The organism is Pseudomonas paeninsulae (assembly GCF_035621475.1).
In the GTDB taxonomy this organism is placed as follows: Bacteria; Pseudomonadota; Gammaproteobacteria; order Pseudomonadales; family Pseudomonadaceae; genus Aquipseudomonas; species Aquipseudomonas paeninsulae.
Map to the genome: position 1 here is coordinate 3,754,492 of NZ_CP141799.1, position 14,413 is coordinate 3,768,904.

Genomic DNA, 14,413 nt, shown 5'->3' on the forward strand with positions numbered 1-14,413 from the left:
ATGTATGCCGAGCACTGCGCGATTCAGGCGCAGGCAAGCGGCGTGTCTGCCAGGGTCAGTTCGCACAGCACCCTGAGTTCGCCGAGCAGACCGCGCACGTAACGGATCTGATTGTTCGCCCAACGCCGTTCATCTGCGGCCATCCGCTGCGCCGTGTAGCCGGGCGGCAGGGCCGTCTCGCTCATCTCGCGGTAGGCAATAAAGGGGTCTGGCGCCTCGTCCGACTGGCGGAAGGCTGGGGCGACGTAGTGATTTTCCTGCTCGAGGATGAAGGCGATGACCTGCGGTGCCTGCTCACCCAGCATCAGCAGTTCGTAGAGCATCCGCGGGCCAGGCAGATCGTCCTCGGCGCTGCCCTGCAGTACACCGTAATGGCCGAAACCGTTCTGTTCGGGCACGATGCGCACCCCCTTCAGGTGCACCTGACGGATGTGCGGGGCCAGGGTCTGCAGGGCCGCGAGGGGCCGCTCGCAGGCGTTGATCATGTTGCCGAAGTCGAACAGGGCATGCAGGCGCGGGTGCTTCAGGCGTTCGAGGAATTGGGCGATCTCGCCACTCTTGAGCTCCTCGTGCTGCTCGAAGTCGAAGAACAGATCGTGCTGATCCGCCAGTTTGGCCAGGTAATGCAGGTCGGTTTCGATCAGATCCATCACCCGCGAGAGATGCCCCTCGTAGCGCGAATAGACGCGGATATTGCGTACACCCAGGGCTCTGGCGATGGCCACCACCTGATCCACGTCCTCCTTGCGCGTGCTGCTGATCTCCAGATGCAGGTCGAGGCCCAAGCGTTCGGCCTTGGCGGAAAATGCCAGGAGCTGCTCCCGGTTCATCCTGCCCAGGCTGTTTTCCTCGCCGTCGAGCAGGTGCAGGCTCACGCCCTGGAGCTCATGGGCGTAGGCGAAATCGAGTAGGTCGGACGGTTTGAGGCAACCCTGGGTGAGATTGCTCAAGAGCGGATAGGCATGGGCGAACAGACGCAGCTGGTTCAGTCGCTCGAGCAGTTTACCGGCCACTGCCGGGGTGAGTAGCGGGGGTGGGCTGTGGCCGCTGGCCTTGTGGCTCAGCAGGGCGTTGAAGCGTGCTTGGATAGCGTTCATTCGAGTCATTCCTAGGGTAGGCACCGGGCTGGCCGGTGGTGCCTTTATCGCGCGGGAATGAAACTCTCCATATAGCCACTATCGCCTATTTGTTATGACCACTTTCTGCTGCGGGCAACGACTCCACGCTAACCAGTGGTACCGGCGTCAAACCCGGTGCCCCATAGCCCTCAGGGCTTGGGCCAGGGCCGCGACCTTAGCTTCGGCCTGATCCTCGGGCGTACCGGCAAACCCGATCAGCAGCCCGGGCGGCAGGTAACGCTGGATGCAATAGTCGCTCAAGGCATAGGTATAGATCTGCTGGCTGGACAGCCCGCTGGCGACGGCGGCGTCATCCAGTTCGGGCGCCAGCCAGCCGATCACGTGCATCCCGGCGGCCACCGGTTTGACCTCGATAAAACCGCCCAAGCGTTGCTGCAGCTTCTCCAGCAGGCAGTCCTGGCGGGCCTGGTAGAGGGTGCGCATACGCCGGATGTGACCGAGAAAATAGCCTTCACGCATGAAGTCGGCGGTGACCGCCTGCAACAGCGTGGCGGGACTGCGATCCATCACCGCACGCATGGCGCAGAACGGCTCGACCAGCGCCTCGGGAAGAATCACGTAACCCAGGCGCAGCGAGGGGAACAGCACCTTGCTGAAGGTGCCGACGTGAAGCACCCGCGCCCGCTGATCCATGGCGTAGAGCGCCGGTTGCGCCCTCCCCTGGTAGCGGTACTCGCTGTCGCAATCGTCCTCGATGATCCAGCCCGACTCACGCCCGGCCCACTCGATCAGTTCGAGTCGCCGCGCATAGCTCATGGTGGTACCGAGCGGGTGCTGGCGCGCGGGCGTGGTGAAGGCCAGGCGGGCCTTTGGGCACTCGCGCAGCCCTTGCTGCACGTCCATGCCCTCCTCGTCGATACGCAGGGGCACGACCCGGCAGCCCTGGGCCTGGAAGGTGATGCGCGCAGCGATATGCCCCGGATCCTCCATCCACACGCTGTCCTGCGGGTCGAGCAAGAGCATGCTCAACAGGTTGAAGGCCTGCTGGGCGCCCGACACTATCACCACCTGTTGCGCGCTGCAGTCGATGCCGCGCGCGTCATACACGTAGCCGGCAATCGCCTCGCGCAGCGCCTGCTGGCCCATCAATTCGCCATAGCTGAGCATGGCCTTGGTCGGCTGGCGCAGGTGGCGACTCAGCAGGCGCTTCCATAGCGCCAATGGAAAAGCGTCGTAGGCGGCGTGGCTGGGCAGGAACGAAGTCGGACAATCCGGGTTCCAGGCCGTGTAGTTGATCCCGCTGAAATGGTCGCTGCGCATGGACAGCAGCGACTGACTGAGACTGGACAGGCGCGGCGCCTTGCGTGGCTCGTCGGCAGCCGCGGCACGGCCTTCCCACTCGGCGCAGACATAGGTGCCGGCACCGGTGCGCGATTCCAGGAAGCCTTCCGCGGTCAGCTGGTCGAAGGCATTGAGAATAGTGATCCGCGACAAGCCCAGCTCGCTGCACAGGGTGCGCGTCGACGGCAGACGCATACCGCCATGCAGGTGGCCGGCGAGGATCTGCTGGCGTATCTGCAGGTACAACTGGCGATACAGCGGCACCGAGCCCGTGCGATTGAGCTCGACACTCGCCAGCAGCATGCCACCGGGAGCTTTCATCGGTTACCGGCCTCTCATGGGCGATTGGCCTGTACGGCCGTATCTAGCGGTGCTCACCGCCGAGATTCACCTGAATGGCTGATCCATCAGGGTGGCCACAGGCGCTATGCAAGCCGCAAATGTTAGCAAAATGAAGCCCCTGGGGATTCAACGATGAGCCTCCTCCTCCACCGCAACCGCGCGACCTTGTCCGCGTCTCCACTGCGGTGGGGGCTGCCTCCGGTTAGACCCGGACATCCCGCGCCGGCGCTTTCGTGCGCTGCTGGGTTTGCCAGTTCTCGGCCAGACCGACCTCCACATCCGCAGCCGGTAGCATGCCGCGCCCGCGCAGCAGATCGGACGCCCGCTCGGCGAGCATGATGGTCGGCGCGTTGAGGTTGCCGTTCGGTTCGGTGGGGAACACCGAGGAGTCGATCACCCGCAGCCCCTCGAGGCCGCGCACGCGCAACTCAGAGTCGACCACCGCCAGTTCGTCCTCGCCCATGCGGCAGGTGCCGCAGGGGTGGTAGGTGCTCTCCAGGTTTTCACGGACGAAGGCGTCGATCTCCGCGTCGCTCTGCACGGATGGCCCCGGCGCTATCTCGCCGTCGCGGAAGGCGTCCATCGCCGGCTGGCCGATGATCTCGCGGGTCAGGCGCACGCAGCGGCGAAAGCCCGCGCGATCTTCCTCGCGCTCCAGGTAGTTGAACTGGATACGCGGATGCTCGTAGGGGTCGGCCGAACGTAGCCGCACATGGCCGCGACTCTTGGGTTTGTTCGGCCCGGTGAGCACCATGAAGCCGTGGCCCTTGATCGGCTTCTTGCCGTCGTAGCGCATCGCCGCCGGGAGGAAGTGGAACTGGATGTCCGGCCAGCGCAGCCCCTCCTCGGAGCGGATGAAACCGCCGGCCTCGAAGTGGTTGGTGGCGCCCAGACCGTCCTTGAACAGCAGCCAGCGCAGGCCGATCAGCAGCTTGCTCAGCGGGTCCATCTTGCTGTTGAGGGTCAGCGGTTGCTTGCAACCGAACTGGATGTAGACCTCCGCGTGATCCTGCAGGTTCTCGCCGACCCCGGGCAGCTCGTGCTGCAGCGCCACCCCGGCCTGATTGAGTACCGCCGCCGGGCCGATGCCGGAGCGCTGCAGCAGATGCGGCGAGCCGATCGGCCCGCCTGCCAGGAGGATCTCGCGGTTGCAGAAGACCTGCTGGGTGCGCCCGCCGTGGTCGTATTCGATGCCCACCGCGCGCTTGCCGTCGAGGATGATCCGTCGGGTCATGGCCTGGGTCACCACGGTCAGGTTAGGCCGATCCATGGCCGGGCGCAGGTAGGCGTTGGCGGTAGAGCAGCGCACGCCGTTCTTGACCGTCATGTGCATGGCGCCGAAGCCTTCCTGCATGTAGCCGTTGCAGTCGGCGGTCTTGATGTAGCCGGCCTCAGCGCCGGCCTCGACCCAGGCGCCGTACAAGGGATTCTGCATATGGTTGCCGTTGTTGGTGTGCAACGGCCCGCTATCGCCGCGGTAGGCGTCGCCGCCGGCCTCGTAATGCTCGGCGCGGCGAAAGTACGGCAGGCAGTTGCGATAGCCCCAGCCGTGCGCGCCGAGCTGTTCCCATTCATCGAAGTCGTAGGCGTGGCCACGGATGTACACCAGGCCGTTGATCGACGATGAGCCGCCGAGCACCTTGCCCCGCGGGCAATGCACACGCCGGCCGTCGAGACCGGGCTCCGGCTCGGTCTCATAACGCCAGTTGTACTTCTTGGTATTCATCGGGATCGAGAAGGCGCTGGGCATCTGGATCAGCACGCTGCGGTCGCTGCCGCCGAATTCCAGGACCAGCACCGAGGTGTCGGCATCCTCGCTCAGGCGGTTGGCCAGCACGCAGCCGGCCGAACCGGCGCCGATGATGATGTAGTCGTATCGCTTAATCATTGCTCAAGCCCTGTGTATTGAGATTCAGGGAAGTGGGCTTGACGCTGCCGCGTGGCGCATAGGCGCCCCAGCCCAGTCGCGCGGCGAATGCGCGGGTCAGCCCGTAATGCACCACCCCGGCCAGCAGGCAGGACGGCAGCGAGGCGGAGATGAAGCTGAACAACGAGGTATTGGCCAGGGTCTGCGGGTTGAACAGCAGCACGTAGACGCCGACGCCGACTACCAGCGCCAGCAGCGCAATCGGATTGAAGCCCTTCCAGTAGCGGTACGGCGACTGCTCCTCGGGCGCATAAATGTGCCGTAGGTTCATCCGCTGCCGGCGCAGGAAGTAGTAATCGGCGATGCCGATGCCGGCCAGCGCGCTGTTCAGCGCCGAGGTCCATACCAGGAAGATGAAGAAGCCGTCGTAGATTCCCGGGGCGACGAAGACGATGATCGCCGGCGCCACGCAGAACAGCGCCACCAGCAGCTCCCACCGCATCTCCCTGAGCTTCTGGCCGGCCAGTTGGCGCAGGCCGACGATCGAGGTGTAGAGGATGTTGATCATGCTGGTGACGTTGGCGAAGGCGACGAAGCCCAAGGCGATGACGCCGAACGCCAGGCCACCGATATGGGTCATCCAGATGGTCGGGTCGCTGTCGCCCAGGGCGGCGGACGCCAGCAGGCCGACCACCTCGCCGAGCACCGCGGCGCCGAAGATGCCGATGATGTTCGGCCAGAACGCGCTGCGCTGGTTCTTGCTCAGGCGCGCCAGGTTGCCGATATAGGGCCACCAGGACAGGCCCGCCGCCATGTTCACCTCCACCGCGATCATGAAGTTGACCCGTTTGTCGGCGAAGGGCGCGTCCAGGGCCGGCAGGGCCAGCAGTTCGGCGACGCTACGTTCGCTGAGGATCAGGTAGAGCATCGCGCCCATGATCAGCACCAGCGCCGGGGCGACTATGGTGTTGAACACCTTGATCGAGGTGGGGCCCCTGGCGACCACGAAGCCGGCCAGGATTATCGCGAAGAAACCCGAGAGCAGCACCAGCAGCCCGGTCGGCTCGGTCTGATGCTCGCTCAGCAGGCCGGTCAGGCCGTCAATCGAGCGGCCGAACATCAGGCCCAGAACCGCCAGCCAACCCATGGTCAGGAACACCACTGCCAGCACATAGACCAGACGGCTGCCGTTGCTGCCAAACATGCTGCGCAGGAAGGTGAACTGCTCGGTGCCGTACTTGCCGCACGGCACGCAGGTGGCGAAGGTCGCCAGCAGCACGCCGAGGATGTTGCCGATGACGATGGCGGCGATGCCTTCGGTGACGCCGACGAACAGCGCGGTGGCGCCACCGATGAGGAAGGCCCAGGTGGCGATGGCCAGGGCCGAGTTGGCGTAGGTGAACTCCCAGAAGCCCCACATGCGTTCTGTGGGCAGTAGCGGCGTATCGCCGCGTTCGGCTTCGAGGCTGATATCGACGGGTTTTGACGTGGCCATGGCTCAGTACCCCCAGAGGTAGAAGCCGGTGACCAGTACCAGCGTCATCAGGGTGATTGCGAGGTAGTCGATGGCGCTCAGCGCCCCCGGCCAGTTATTGGCTTGCTCCATCTCCTCATAGACGCGGATGCGTCTTTCCAGGTCCTGCGCACGTACACTTTCGGCTTGACTGTTCATCTGGGCATAACCTCGTCTGATTTGTTGTTATGAGCGACGCGATGTATCCGGCATACCGACGTTTGTAACGACTGATGGTTAGGGCCTGCCCTGCATCTCAGGGCAGGGTGATCCACACCGCCTTGGTCTCCAGCAGGTAATCGAGCTGTTCGGCACCGAGGTCCTTGCCATAGCCCGACTGCTTGTAGCCGCCGAAGGGCATGCACGGGTCGATGGTGCTGTGCGCATTGACATACACCGAGCCGGCGCGCAGCCGCGGAATCAGGCTGTGTACGCGACCGAGGTCGTTGCAGTAGAGCGCGGCGGCCAGGCCAAACGGTGAATCGTTGGCCAGCGCCAGCGCCTCCTCTTCGTCATCGAACGGCGCCGTCACCAGCACCGGGCCGAAGATTTCCTCCTGGACGATGCGCATGTCGTTGCGGCAGTTGGCGAAGATGGTCGGTTGGACGAAGTAACCAGGCCCCTCGACGGCCTCGCCGCCGTAATAGACCTCGGCGCCCTCGGCCTTGCCGGCCTCGATATAGCCGAGCACCCGTTCCTGCTGCTGGCGCGACACCAGCGGGCTGATGAAGCAATCGGGATCGAGGCCCGGCGCCATTTTCAGACTGGCGGTGTAGGCGGCCAGTTCGCCCAGAAACTCGGCGTAGATGCTGCGATGAATGTAGGCACGGGTACCGGCATCGCACACCTGCCCAGAGTTGAAGAATACGCCGTTGGCTACCGCCTGCGCGGCCGCCTTGAGGTCGACATCGGCGAAGACGATCACCGGCGACTTGCCGCCCAATTCCAGGGTCAGGCGCTTCATCTGATCCAGGGCCGCCTTGCCCACGCTGCAACCGACCGGGGTCGAGCCGGTGAAGCTGAGCTTGTCGATGCCCGGATGGCTGGCCATGGCCGCGCCGACCACGCTGCCGCGCCCGCTGACGATGTTGACCACGCCATCGGGGATGCCGGCTTGCTGCACCAGCTCGGCGAAGCGCAGGGCCGACAGCGAGGTCAGCTCGGCCGGCTTGACCACCACGGTGCAGCCAACCGCCAGGGCCGCGCCGAGCTTCCAGGCCATGGTCTGCAGCGGGAAGTTCCACGGCACTATGACCCCGACCACGCCCACCGGCTCCTTGCGCGTATAGGCCAGGTAGTTGCCGGGCAGCGACGGCTCGACGGTACGCCCGTGGATCTTGCTGGCCCAGCCGGCGAAGTAGCGGAAGGTGTCGATGGTGCCCTGGATGTCCACGGCGCGCGCCTGGGCCACCGACTTGCCCACGTCGATCGATTCGATCTCGGCCAGCTCGTCGGCATTGGTTTCGATCAGGTCGGCCAGACGATGCAGCAAACGCTCACGCTCCAGCGGCTTGAGCAGGCGCCAGGCGCCGCCATCGAACTGCGCGCGGGCAGCCTGCACGGCGCGGTCGAGATCAGCTGCGGTGCCCATCGGGATGCGCCCGAGCACGCCCTCGGTGGCAGGCTCGATCACCTCGGCGCTGCCGCCATCGGCGGCATCCAGCCAGGCCCCGCCGATAAACAGCTTGTGCGGTTTGCTGAGGAAGCGCTGGGTGGCTTCGCTGACGCCGAATTGCTGCAGATACTGTTTGACCTTGATGTCCACTGTAATTTCCTCGGGCGCCGCCTGCAGGCAGGGGCGCCACTCATTGTTCGATGATCCCCGTGCCCGCGCCGGGCACGGGGATTGTTGCAGGCGTTAGCGCGCGCGGGCGCGCTCGTGGAAGATGAAACCGATGCTGTTCAACAGCAGTTGCGCGGCCAGAATCGAGGTGACCCCGGCCGGATCGTAGGCCGGTGCGACCTCGACCAGGTCCATGCCGACGATCTTGCCCTGGCTGCGCTTGGCCAGTGCCTGGATGATTTCCAGCACCTCGTAGTAGAGGAAACCGCCATGGCTGGGCGTGCCGGTGCCGGGCGCGATGGACGGGTCGAAGCCGTCGATGTCGATGGTGATGTAGTAGTCGATGCCCTGCGGGATCAGCTCCAGCACGCCCTCGCAGCCGAGGCGCCGCACATCGCGTACCGAGAGGATCTGCGAGCCGGCATCCCGCGCCGCATCGTAGTCATCGCGGTTGGACGAGGACACGTTGCGGATGCCCAGCTGGGTCATGCCGACGATGTGGTCCATTTCCGAGGCGCGCCGCAATGGGTTGCCGTGGCCATAACGCACGCCGTGGCGCTCATCGACAAAATCCAGGTGCGCGTCGAAGTGGATGATGTGGATCGGCCCGTGCCCTTCGTAGGCCTTGATCACCGGCGCATGGATCGAATGGTCGCCACCCAGCACCACCGGCATCGCCCCGGCCTGGAGAATCTTGCGTACGGCGAATTCGATATTGGCGTTGCTCTTGTGCATGTCGGTGTGGACGATGTCGGCATCCCCCACATCGACCATGCGCACGTCCTGCGCGGCCAGGTAGAGCACGTCGTCCTCATGGTCGTAAGCGCCGGCATGGCCGAAGGAAAACAGCGTCGATGCCTCGCGAATCCCACGCGGGCCGAAGCGCGCGCCGGGCCGCCACTGGGTGCCCATGTCATTCGGGGCGCCGAGAACCGCGACATCCGCGTCGATGGCCTCCCAGTCGGTGCAGACCGGCGACTTGGCAAAGGTGCAATGGCCCACGAACGGCAGGTTCAGGCGACCGGACTCGTAACTGTTACTCGACATGTTCAGGCGTCTCCAACTCTTGTTATTAGTGAGTGGCGAAGCGACTAGGCATTCGCCGTTGGAGTGACTATGGGCGCAGTTTTTTCTGGAAAAAATCCTGAACATCAGATACTCATATCGGTGTTCCCGATGTATCGCGATACCGGAGGTTTGGGTGATCCAACTGCATGATGTCGACCTGAAACTGCTCAGGGTCTTCGCCACCATCGTCAAATGCGGCGGCTTTTCCGCGGCCCAGGCGGCGCTCAATGCTGGCCAGTCGACCATCAGCGAACAGATGAGCCATCTGGAAACCCGGCTCGGGGTCAAGCTCTGCCAGCGCGGGCGCAGCGGTTTTCACCTGACCGAACAAGGCGTGGCGGTCCACGAGGCGACCCTGCGCCTACTAGGGGCGGTGGAGAATTTCTGCCTGGATGCCGACGTGCTCAAGCAGCACATCAGCGGCCAGCTCAACCTGGGCATCATCGACACCACCATCACCGATCCCGACTCGCCGCTGCCGCGCACCACCCAGCGCTTCGTCTCCCGCGGGCATGACGTGCATCTCAACGTCTATATCGGCTCGCCGGCGGAACTGGAGGAGCGTGTGCTCGACGGTCGCCTGCACCTGGCGGTGGGGCACTTCCCCATCCATGTGCCCGGGCTGTCGTACTCGGCGCTCTACCAGGAGGCGCTGGGGCTGTATTGCGGTCGCCGCCACCCGCTCTTCGCCAGCCAGGCCGAAGGCGCCAAGCTGCTCGAGGAAATCCGCGCCAGCCGCATCGTCGCCCGCGGCTACATGCAGCACTATGACCTCGAGCAACTGGGCGTGAGCAAGGCGGCGGCGACGGTGGACAACATCGAGGCCCTGGCCATCCTGATCATCTCCGGTGCTTACCTCGGTTTCCTGCCGGTGCACTTCACCGCGCAATGGGTCAAGAGCGGCGACATGCGCCAACTGGCGGCAAGCCAACTGCAGCTGATGTCACCATTCGACGTGATCACCCGGCGCGGCATGGCCCCGCCGCCGATCCTGCGCGCCTTCCTCGAAGACCTGGCGACCTGCTCACCCACCGCCAATCACGCTTGAAAACCGCAGCAACCGCTGCGTCTCGTCCGGCGCCCAGCTGATCCGGGCATGGTTTGAGCAGAAAAAAGGCGACCCGTGGGTCGCCTTGTGCTTGCTGCCAGGCCGCAGGCCGCTAGGCCAGCTCGCCACGCAGCTGCCGTGCCGCCGCCACCATATTCACCAGCGCCGCTTCGGTTTCCGCCCAGGCGCGGGTCTTCAGGCCGCAGTCCGGGTTGACCCACAGGCGCTCGGCGGGGATGCGCTGCGCCGCCTTGCGCAGCAGCTTGAGCATCTCGGCGCTGTCCGGCACCCGCGGCGAGTGGATGTCATAGACCCCGGGGCCAATATCGTTGGGGTAATCGAAGGCCTCGAAGGCCTGCAACAACTCCATACCCGAGCGCGAGGTTTCGATGGTGATCACGTCGGCGTCCATGGCGGCGATCGACTCGATCACGTCGTTGAACTCGCTGTAGCACATGTGGGTGTGGATCTGCGTTTCGTCGCGCACGCCGCAGGCAGCCAGGCGGAAGGCCTCGGTGGCCCAGTCCAGGTAGTCCTGCCACTGCGCCCGGCGTAGCGGCAAGCCTTCGCGGAACGCCGCCTCGTCGATCTGCACGATCTTGATCCCGGCCGCTTCCAGGTCCACCACTTCGTCACGAATCGCCAACGCCAGTTGCCGCGCCTGCTGCTCGCGGGAAATGTCGTCCCGCGGAAAGGACCACATCAGCATGGTCACCGGGCCCGTCAGCATGCCCTTCATCACCTTGCTGGTGAGGCTCTGGGCGTAGCGAGTCCACTCCACCGTCATCGGGCGCGGACGACTCAGGTCGCCATAGATCACTGCCGGCTTGACGCAGCGCGAGCCGTAGCTCTGCACCCAGCCGAAACGGCTGAAGGCATAGCCGTCGAGCTGCTCGGCGAAGTACTCGACCATGTCATTGCGCTCGGCCTCGCCGTGCACCAGCACGTCCAGACCGAGGTGTTCCTGCACCGCGACGGCATGGCGGATTTCGCGGTGCATGGCCTCGGTGTAATCGCTGGGCGACAGCTTGCCCTGCTTGAACGCCTGACGCGCCAGGCGGATCGCTGCGGTCTGCGGAAAGGAGCCGATGGTGGTGGTCGGCAGCGCCGGCAGTTGCAGGCGTGCGCGCTGCTGGTCGATGCGCTGCACGAAAGGCGACTGGCGCCGGCTGTCGGCCGCGGTAATGGCCGCCAAACGCGCCTGCACCGCCGGTTTGTGGATACGCGGCGACTGCGCGCGGCTGGCCTGCACGGCGCGGCTCTGCGCCAACGCGGCCAGCACTTTGGCGTTCGGCGGGTCATTCAGGGCAGTCGTCAGCAGGGCGACTTCCTCGCACTTCTGCACGGCGAAGGCCAGCCAGCTTTTCAGCTCCGCATCCAGCTGGTCTTCACGGTCCAGGTCGACCGGGCTGTGCAGCAACGAGCAGCTCGGCGCCACCCATAGGCGATCACCCAAGCGCTCCTGCGCCTGTTGCAGGATGGCCAGGACTTTTTCCAGATCGGTGCGCCAGACGTTGCGCCCGTTGACCACGCCGAGCGACAGCACCTTGTAGGCCGGCAAGCGATCGAGAATGCTCGGGAATTGCTCGGGGGCGCGGACCAGATCGATATGCAGGCCGTCGACCGGCAGGTTGGCGGCCAGGCCGAGGTTGTCTTCCAGGCCGGCGAAGTAGGTGGCGATCAGCTTCTTGCCCGGCTCACGCTGCAGCAGGTTGTAGGCACGTTCGAAGGCGTTCTTCCATTCTTGCGGCAGGTCGAGCGCCAGGATCGGCTCGTCGATCTGCACCCACTCCACACCTTGACTGGCCAGGCGCTGGAGGATTTCACCGTACAGCGGCAGTAGACGCTCGAGCAGGTCCAGGCGGTCGAAGTCGTCGCCCTTGGCCTTGCCCAGCCACAGGTAGGTCAGCGGTCCGATCAGCACCGGCTTGATCTTGTGCCCGAGGGCGTGCGCCTCGTCGACCTCCTCGAACAGTTGTTCCCAGCTCAGCTGGAACTGCTGGTCGGCACTGAATTCAGGGACCAGGTAGTGGTAGTTGCTGTCGAACCACTTGGTCATCTCTTGAGCATGGGCACCGCCACAGCAGCTGTTGTGGCTAACGCCCCGCGCCATGGCGAACAGGGTATCCAGGGTCGGCTTGCCGCTGTGCGGGCGGAAGCGCTCGGGGATCACACCGAAGGTCAGCGAGTGGGTCAGCACCTGGTCGTACCAGGCAAAGTCGCCGACCGGCAGCAGGTCGATTCCGGCGTCCTTCTGCAGCTGCCAATGGACGGCGCGCAGCTGGCGACCGACCGCGCGCAGGCCGGTTTCGTCCAGCTCGCCCTTCCAGTGAGCCTCCAGGGCCTTCTTCAATTCACGGTCGCCGCCGATACGCGGGAAACCCAGGGAATGGGACAGGGCCATGTCGAAACGCTCCATAGATAAACAAGATGGTGGCTATTCTCCGTAAGCCAGCATCGTGAGACAAACTCAACATATTCGCCTTGATCTATAGTTTTACTCATGTAGGCTGGATGACCCTGCTTTCATCCAGCACGTGCAAACACCCCCTGTGGTGGATGGGTGAAGCCACATCCACCCTACCCTCCCGCCGAGGCCGCCATGCTCGAATTGCGCCACCTGAAAACCCTGCACGCCCTGCGCGAAAGCGAGAGCCTGGTCGACGCCGCCGAACGCCTGCACCTGACCCAGTCGGCGCTGTCGCATCAGTTCAAGGAGCTGGAGGAGCGCCTGGGCATGCAGCTGTTCGTGCGCAAGACCAAGCCGGTGCGTTTCACCAGTGCCGGCCTGCGTTTGCTGCAACTGACCGATGCGGTGCTGCCGCTGCTGCGCGGCGCCGAGCGCGACCTGGCGCGCCTGGCCGGTGGCACCGCCGGGCGCCTGCATATGGCCATCGAGTGCCACAGCTGCTTCCAGTGGCTGATGCCGACCATCGACCAGTTTCGCGATGCCTGGCCGGAGGTGGAGCTGGATCTGGCCTCGGGCTTCTCCTTCGCCCCGCTACCGGCCCTGGCCCGCGGCGACCTGGACCTGGTGGTAACCAGCGACCCGCTGGAACTGGCCGGCATCACCTATGTGCCGCTGTTCACCTACGAGGCCATGCTCGCGGTGGCCAACCAGCATCCGCTGGCCGCCAAGTCCTGTATCCAGCCCGAAGACCTGGCCACGGAAACCCTGATCACCTACCCGGTCGAGCGCGACCGCTTGGACATCTTCACCCGCTTCCTCGAACCGGCCGACGTCGAGCCGGCCCAGGTGCGCACCTCAGAACTGACGGTAATGATGATGCAACTGGTGGCCAGCGGCCGCGGCGTCTGCGGCCTGCCCAACTGGGCGCTGCACGAATACAGCTCGCGCGGCTACGTGACAGCAAAACGCCTGGGCGACAAAGGCCTGTTCGCCACCCTCTACGCCGGCATCCGCACCGATATGCTCGACTCGCCGTTTATGCGCGACTTCCTGCTCACCGCCAAGGACACCTCCTTCGCAAACCTGGAAGGGGTCAGCGTGGCGCGCTGAGCCAGCAGCCGCAGGGTCTTGCACGTGCCCCTGCCCTGGCGGGTTTCACCCGCCCTACGACCGTAGCCAGCTAGGCTCCGGACGGACATACCATTTCCCCGGATTGCATCCGGGCTACAGCTCACGCGCTCGCCCAAGCGTGCGCCGGCGCATCAAGAGGTAGGCCGCCGGCATCCCGACCATAGCCCGACTGCCCGCGCACGCCACCGGCGTCACGCTCGGCGCCCCCAGGGCTTTGCCCACCCACGCTCATGACCTGGATCAATAGCGCCTGGCCGTCGCCGAGCTTTAATCAGCACAACAGCGCGAAACAGTTGCGGAAGCCAACTTCATGATCCAAGTGATGCGTAGCCACCATAGAGGGTTCGCCAGGAATCTGCTGGCGCTCTGGCTCGTGCTGCTTTTCGCCTGCGCCTTCTCTCACATGCAGGCCGCGGCCAGCAGCGCGATGGCTGCAGCCTCGCTCAGTTTGCTCAGCCCAGCACACAGCGACCAGGGCGATTCCCAGCATGACCAAGGAGCAGCGGATACCGGCTGCTCCTTGCAGAACGCCCCGTTCAACCAACAACTGCTGGTGATCCTGGCATTCACTGCCCTGTTCGGCCTGGCCAGCAGCGCCGGCCTGCTCAGCGACTTGAACCGCCAGTGCAGCAACTTGCTGCCCGTGCCGCGGCTCAGCCCCGGCCTGCCCACGCCCGTGCGCAAGCACCTACATCGCTATAACGAATAGCGCACTCTGCCCCGCTGAAATCCGCAGCCTTACTGCGACAGCCACATCGGCTGCTACCTGGAAGCCCGCGCCAAGGGCCGCGCCTCCCAGGCTATCGACAAGATGCTGACACCGGGGCCAAG

Annotated in this window: 11 protein-coding genes; 3 read left to right on the top strand and 8 right to left on the bottom strand. The window is 64.9% G+C overall.

Features of this window, described 5'->3' with window-relative positions; all coding sequences use genetic code 11:
- Positions 1 to 23: 23 nt before the first annotated feature.
- The 7 genes from VCJ09_RS17335 to speB form a co-directional block, all read right to left on the bottom strand.
- Positions 24 to 1,097: a sugar phosphate isomerase/epimerase family protein gene (locus tag VCJ09_RS17335; RefSeq protein WP_324731344.1), complete on the bottom strand. Its 1,074-nt coding sequence runs from the start codon at positions 1,095 to 1,097 to the stop codon at positions 24 to 26.
- A gap of 147 nt (positions 1,098 to 1,244) precedes the next feature.
- The gene (pdxR, locus tag VCJ09_RS17340; RefSeq protein WP_324731345.1) at positions 1,245 to 2,741 is read right to left on the bottom strand and encodes a MocR-like pyridoxine biosynthesis transcription factor PdxR; all 1,497 of its coding nucleotides are present in this window, start codon (positions 2,739 to 2,741) and stop codon (positions 1,245 to 1,247) included.
- A 223-nt stretch (positions 2,742 to 2,964) separates the two neighbouring features.
- Positions 2,965 to 4,650 carry a choline dehydrogenase gene (betA, locus tag VCJ09_RS17345; RefSeq protein ID WP_324731346.1) on the bottom strand — a complete coding sequence of 562 codons (1,686 nt, stop codon included), beginning with the start codon at positions 4,648 to 4,650 and terminating at the stop codon, positions 2,965 to 2,967.
- The gene (locus VCJ09_RS17350; protein ID WP_324731347.1) at positions 4,643 to 6,124 is read right to left on the bottom strand and encodes a purine-cytosine permease family protein; all 1,482 of its coding nucleotides are present in this window, start codon (positions 6,122 to 6,124) and stop codon (positions 4,643 to 4,645) included. The genes betA and VCJ09_RS17350 overlap by 8 nt, the downstream gene beginning before the upstream one ends.
- Before the next feature lie 3 nt (positions 6,125 to 6,127).
- A complete protein-coding gene (locus VCJ09_RS17355) occupies positions 6,128 to 6,301 on the bottom strand; it encodes a hypothetical protein (RefSeq protein WP_177345213.1) in 174 nt (57 codons plus the stop codon).
- Between the two features lie 97 nt (positions 6,302 to 6,398).
- Positions 6,399 to 7,907 carry an aldehyde dehydrogenase family protein gene (locus VCJ09_RS17360; RefSeq protein ID WP_324731348.1) on the bottom strand — a complete coding sequence of 503 codons (1,509 nt, stop codon included), beginning with the start codon at positions 7,905 to 7,907 and terminating at the stop codon, positions 6,399 to 6,401.
- 93 nt (positions 7,908 to 8,000) lie between these two features.
- A complete protein-coding gene (gene speB / locus VCJ09_RS17365) occupies positions 8,001 to 8,972 on the bottom strand; it encodes an agmatinase (RefSeq protein WP_324731349.1) in 972 nt (323 codons plus the stop codon).
- 154 nt (positions 8,973 to 9,126) lie between these two features.
- Here speB and VCJ09_RS17370 point away from each other — a divergent pair, with 154 nt between their 5' ends.
- Positions 9,127 to 10,041, top strand: coding sequence for a LysR family transcriptional regulator (locus VCJ09_RS17370; protein ID WP_324731350.1), 915 nt, complete (start codon positions 9,127 to 9,129; stop codon positions 10,039 to 10,041).
- Positions 10,042 to 10,153: 112 nt separating this feature from the next.
- Here VCJ09_RS17370 and metE read toward each other — a convergent pair whose 3' ends face one another.
- Positions 10,154 to 12,445 carry a 5-methyltetrahydropteroyltriglutamate--homocysteine S-methyltransferase gene (gene metE, locus VCJ09_RS17375; protein WP_324731351.1) on the bottom strand — a complete coding sequence of 764 codons (2,292 nt, stop codon included), beginning with the start codon at positions 12,443 to 12,445 and terminating at the stop codon, positions 10,154 to 10,156.
- Between the two features lie 198 nt (positions 12,446 to 12,643).
- On the opposite strand from metE, the gene metR reads away from it, so the two are divergent.
- Both metR and VCJ09_RS17385 read left to right on the top strand, forming a co-directional pair.
- Positions 12,644 to 13,561, top strand: a complete 918-nt coding sequence (metR, locus tag VCJ09_RS17380) for a transcriptional regulator MetR (RefSeq protein ID WP_324731352.1) — start codon at positions 12,644 to 12,646, stop codon at positions 13,559 to 13,561.
- Positions 13,562 to 13,892: 331 nt separating this feature from the next.
- Positions 13,893 to 14,291 (top strand): hypothetical protein, encoded by a 399-nt coding sequence (locus VCJ09_RS17385; RefSeq protein WP_324731353.1) that lies wholly within the window; start codon positions 13,893 to 13,895, stop codon positions 14,289 to 14,291.
- Positions 14,292 to 14,413 lie beyond the last annotated feature (122 nt).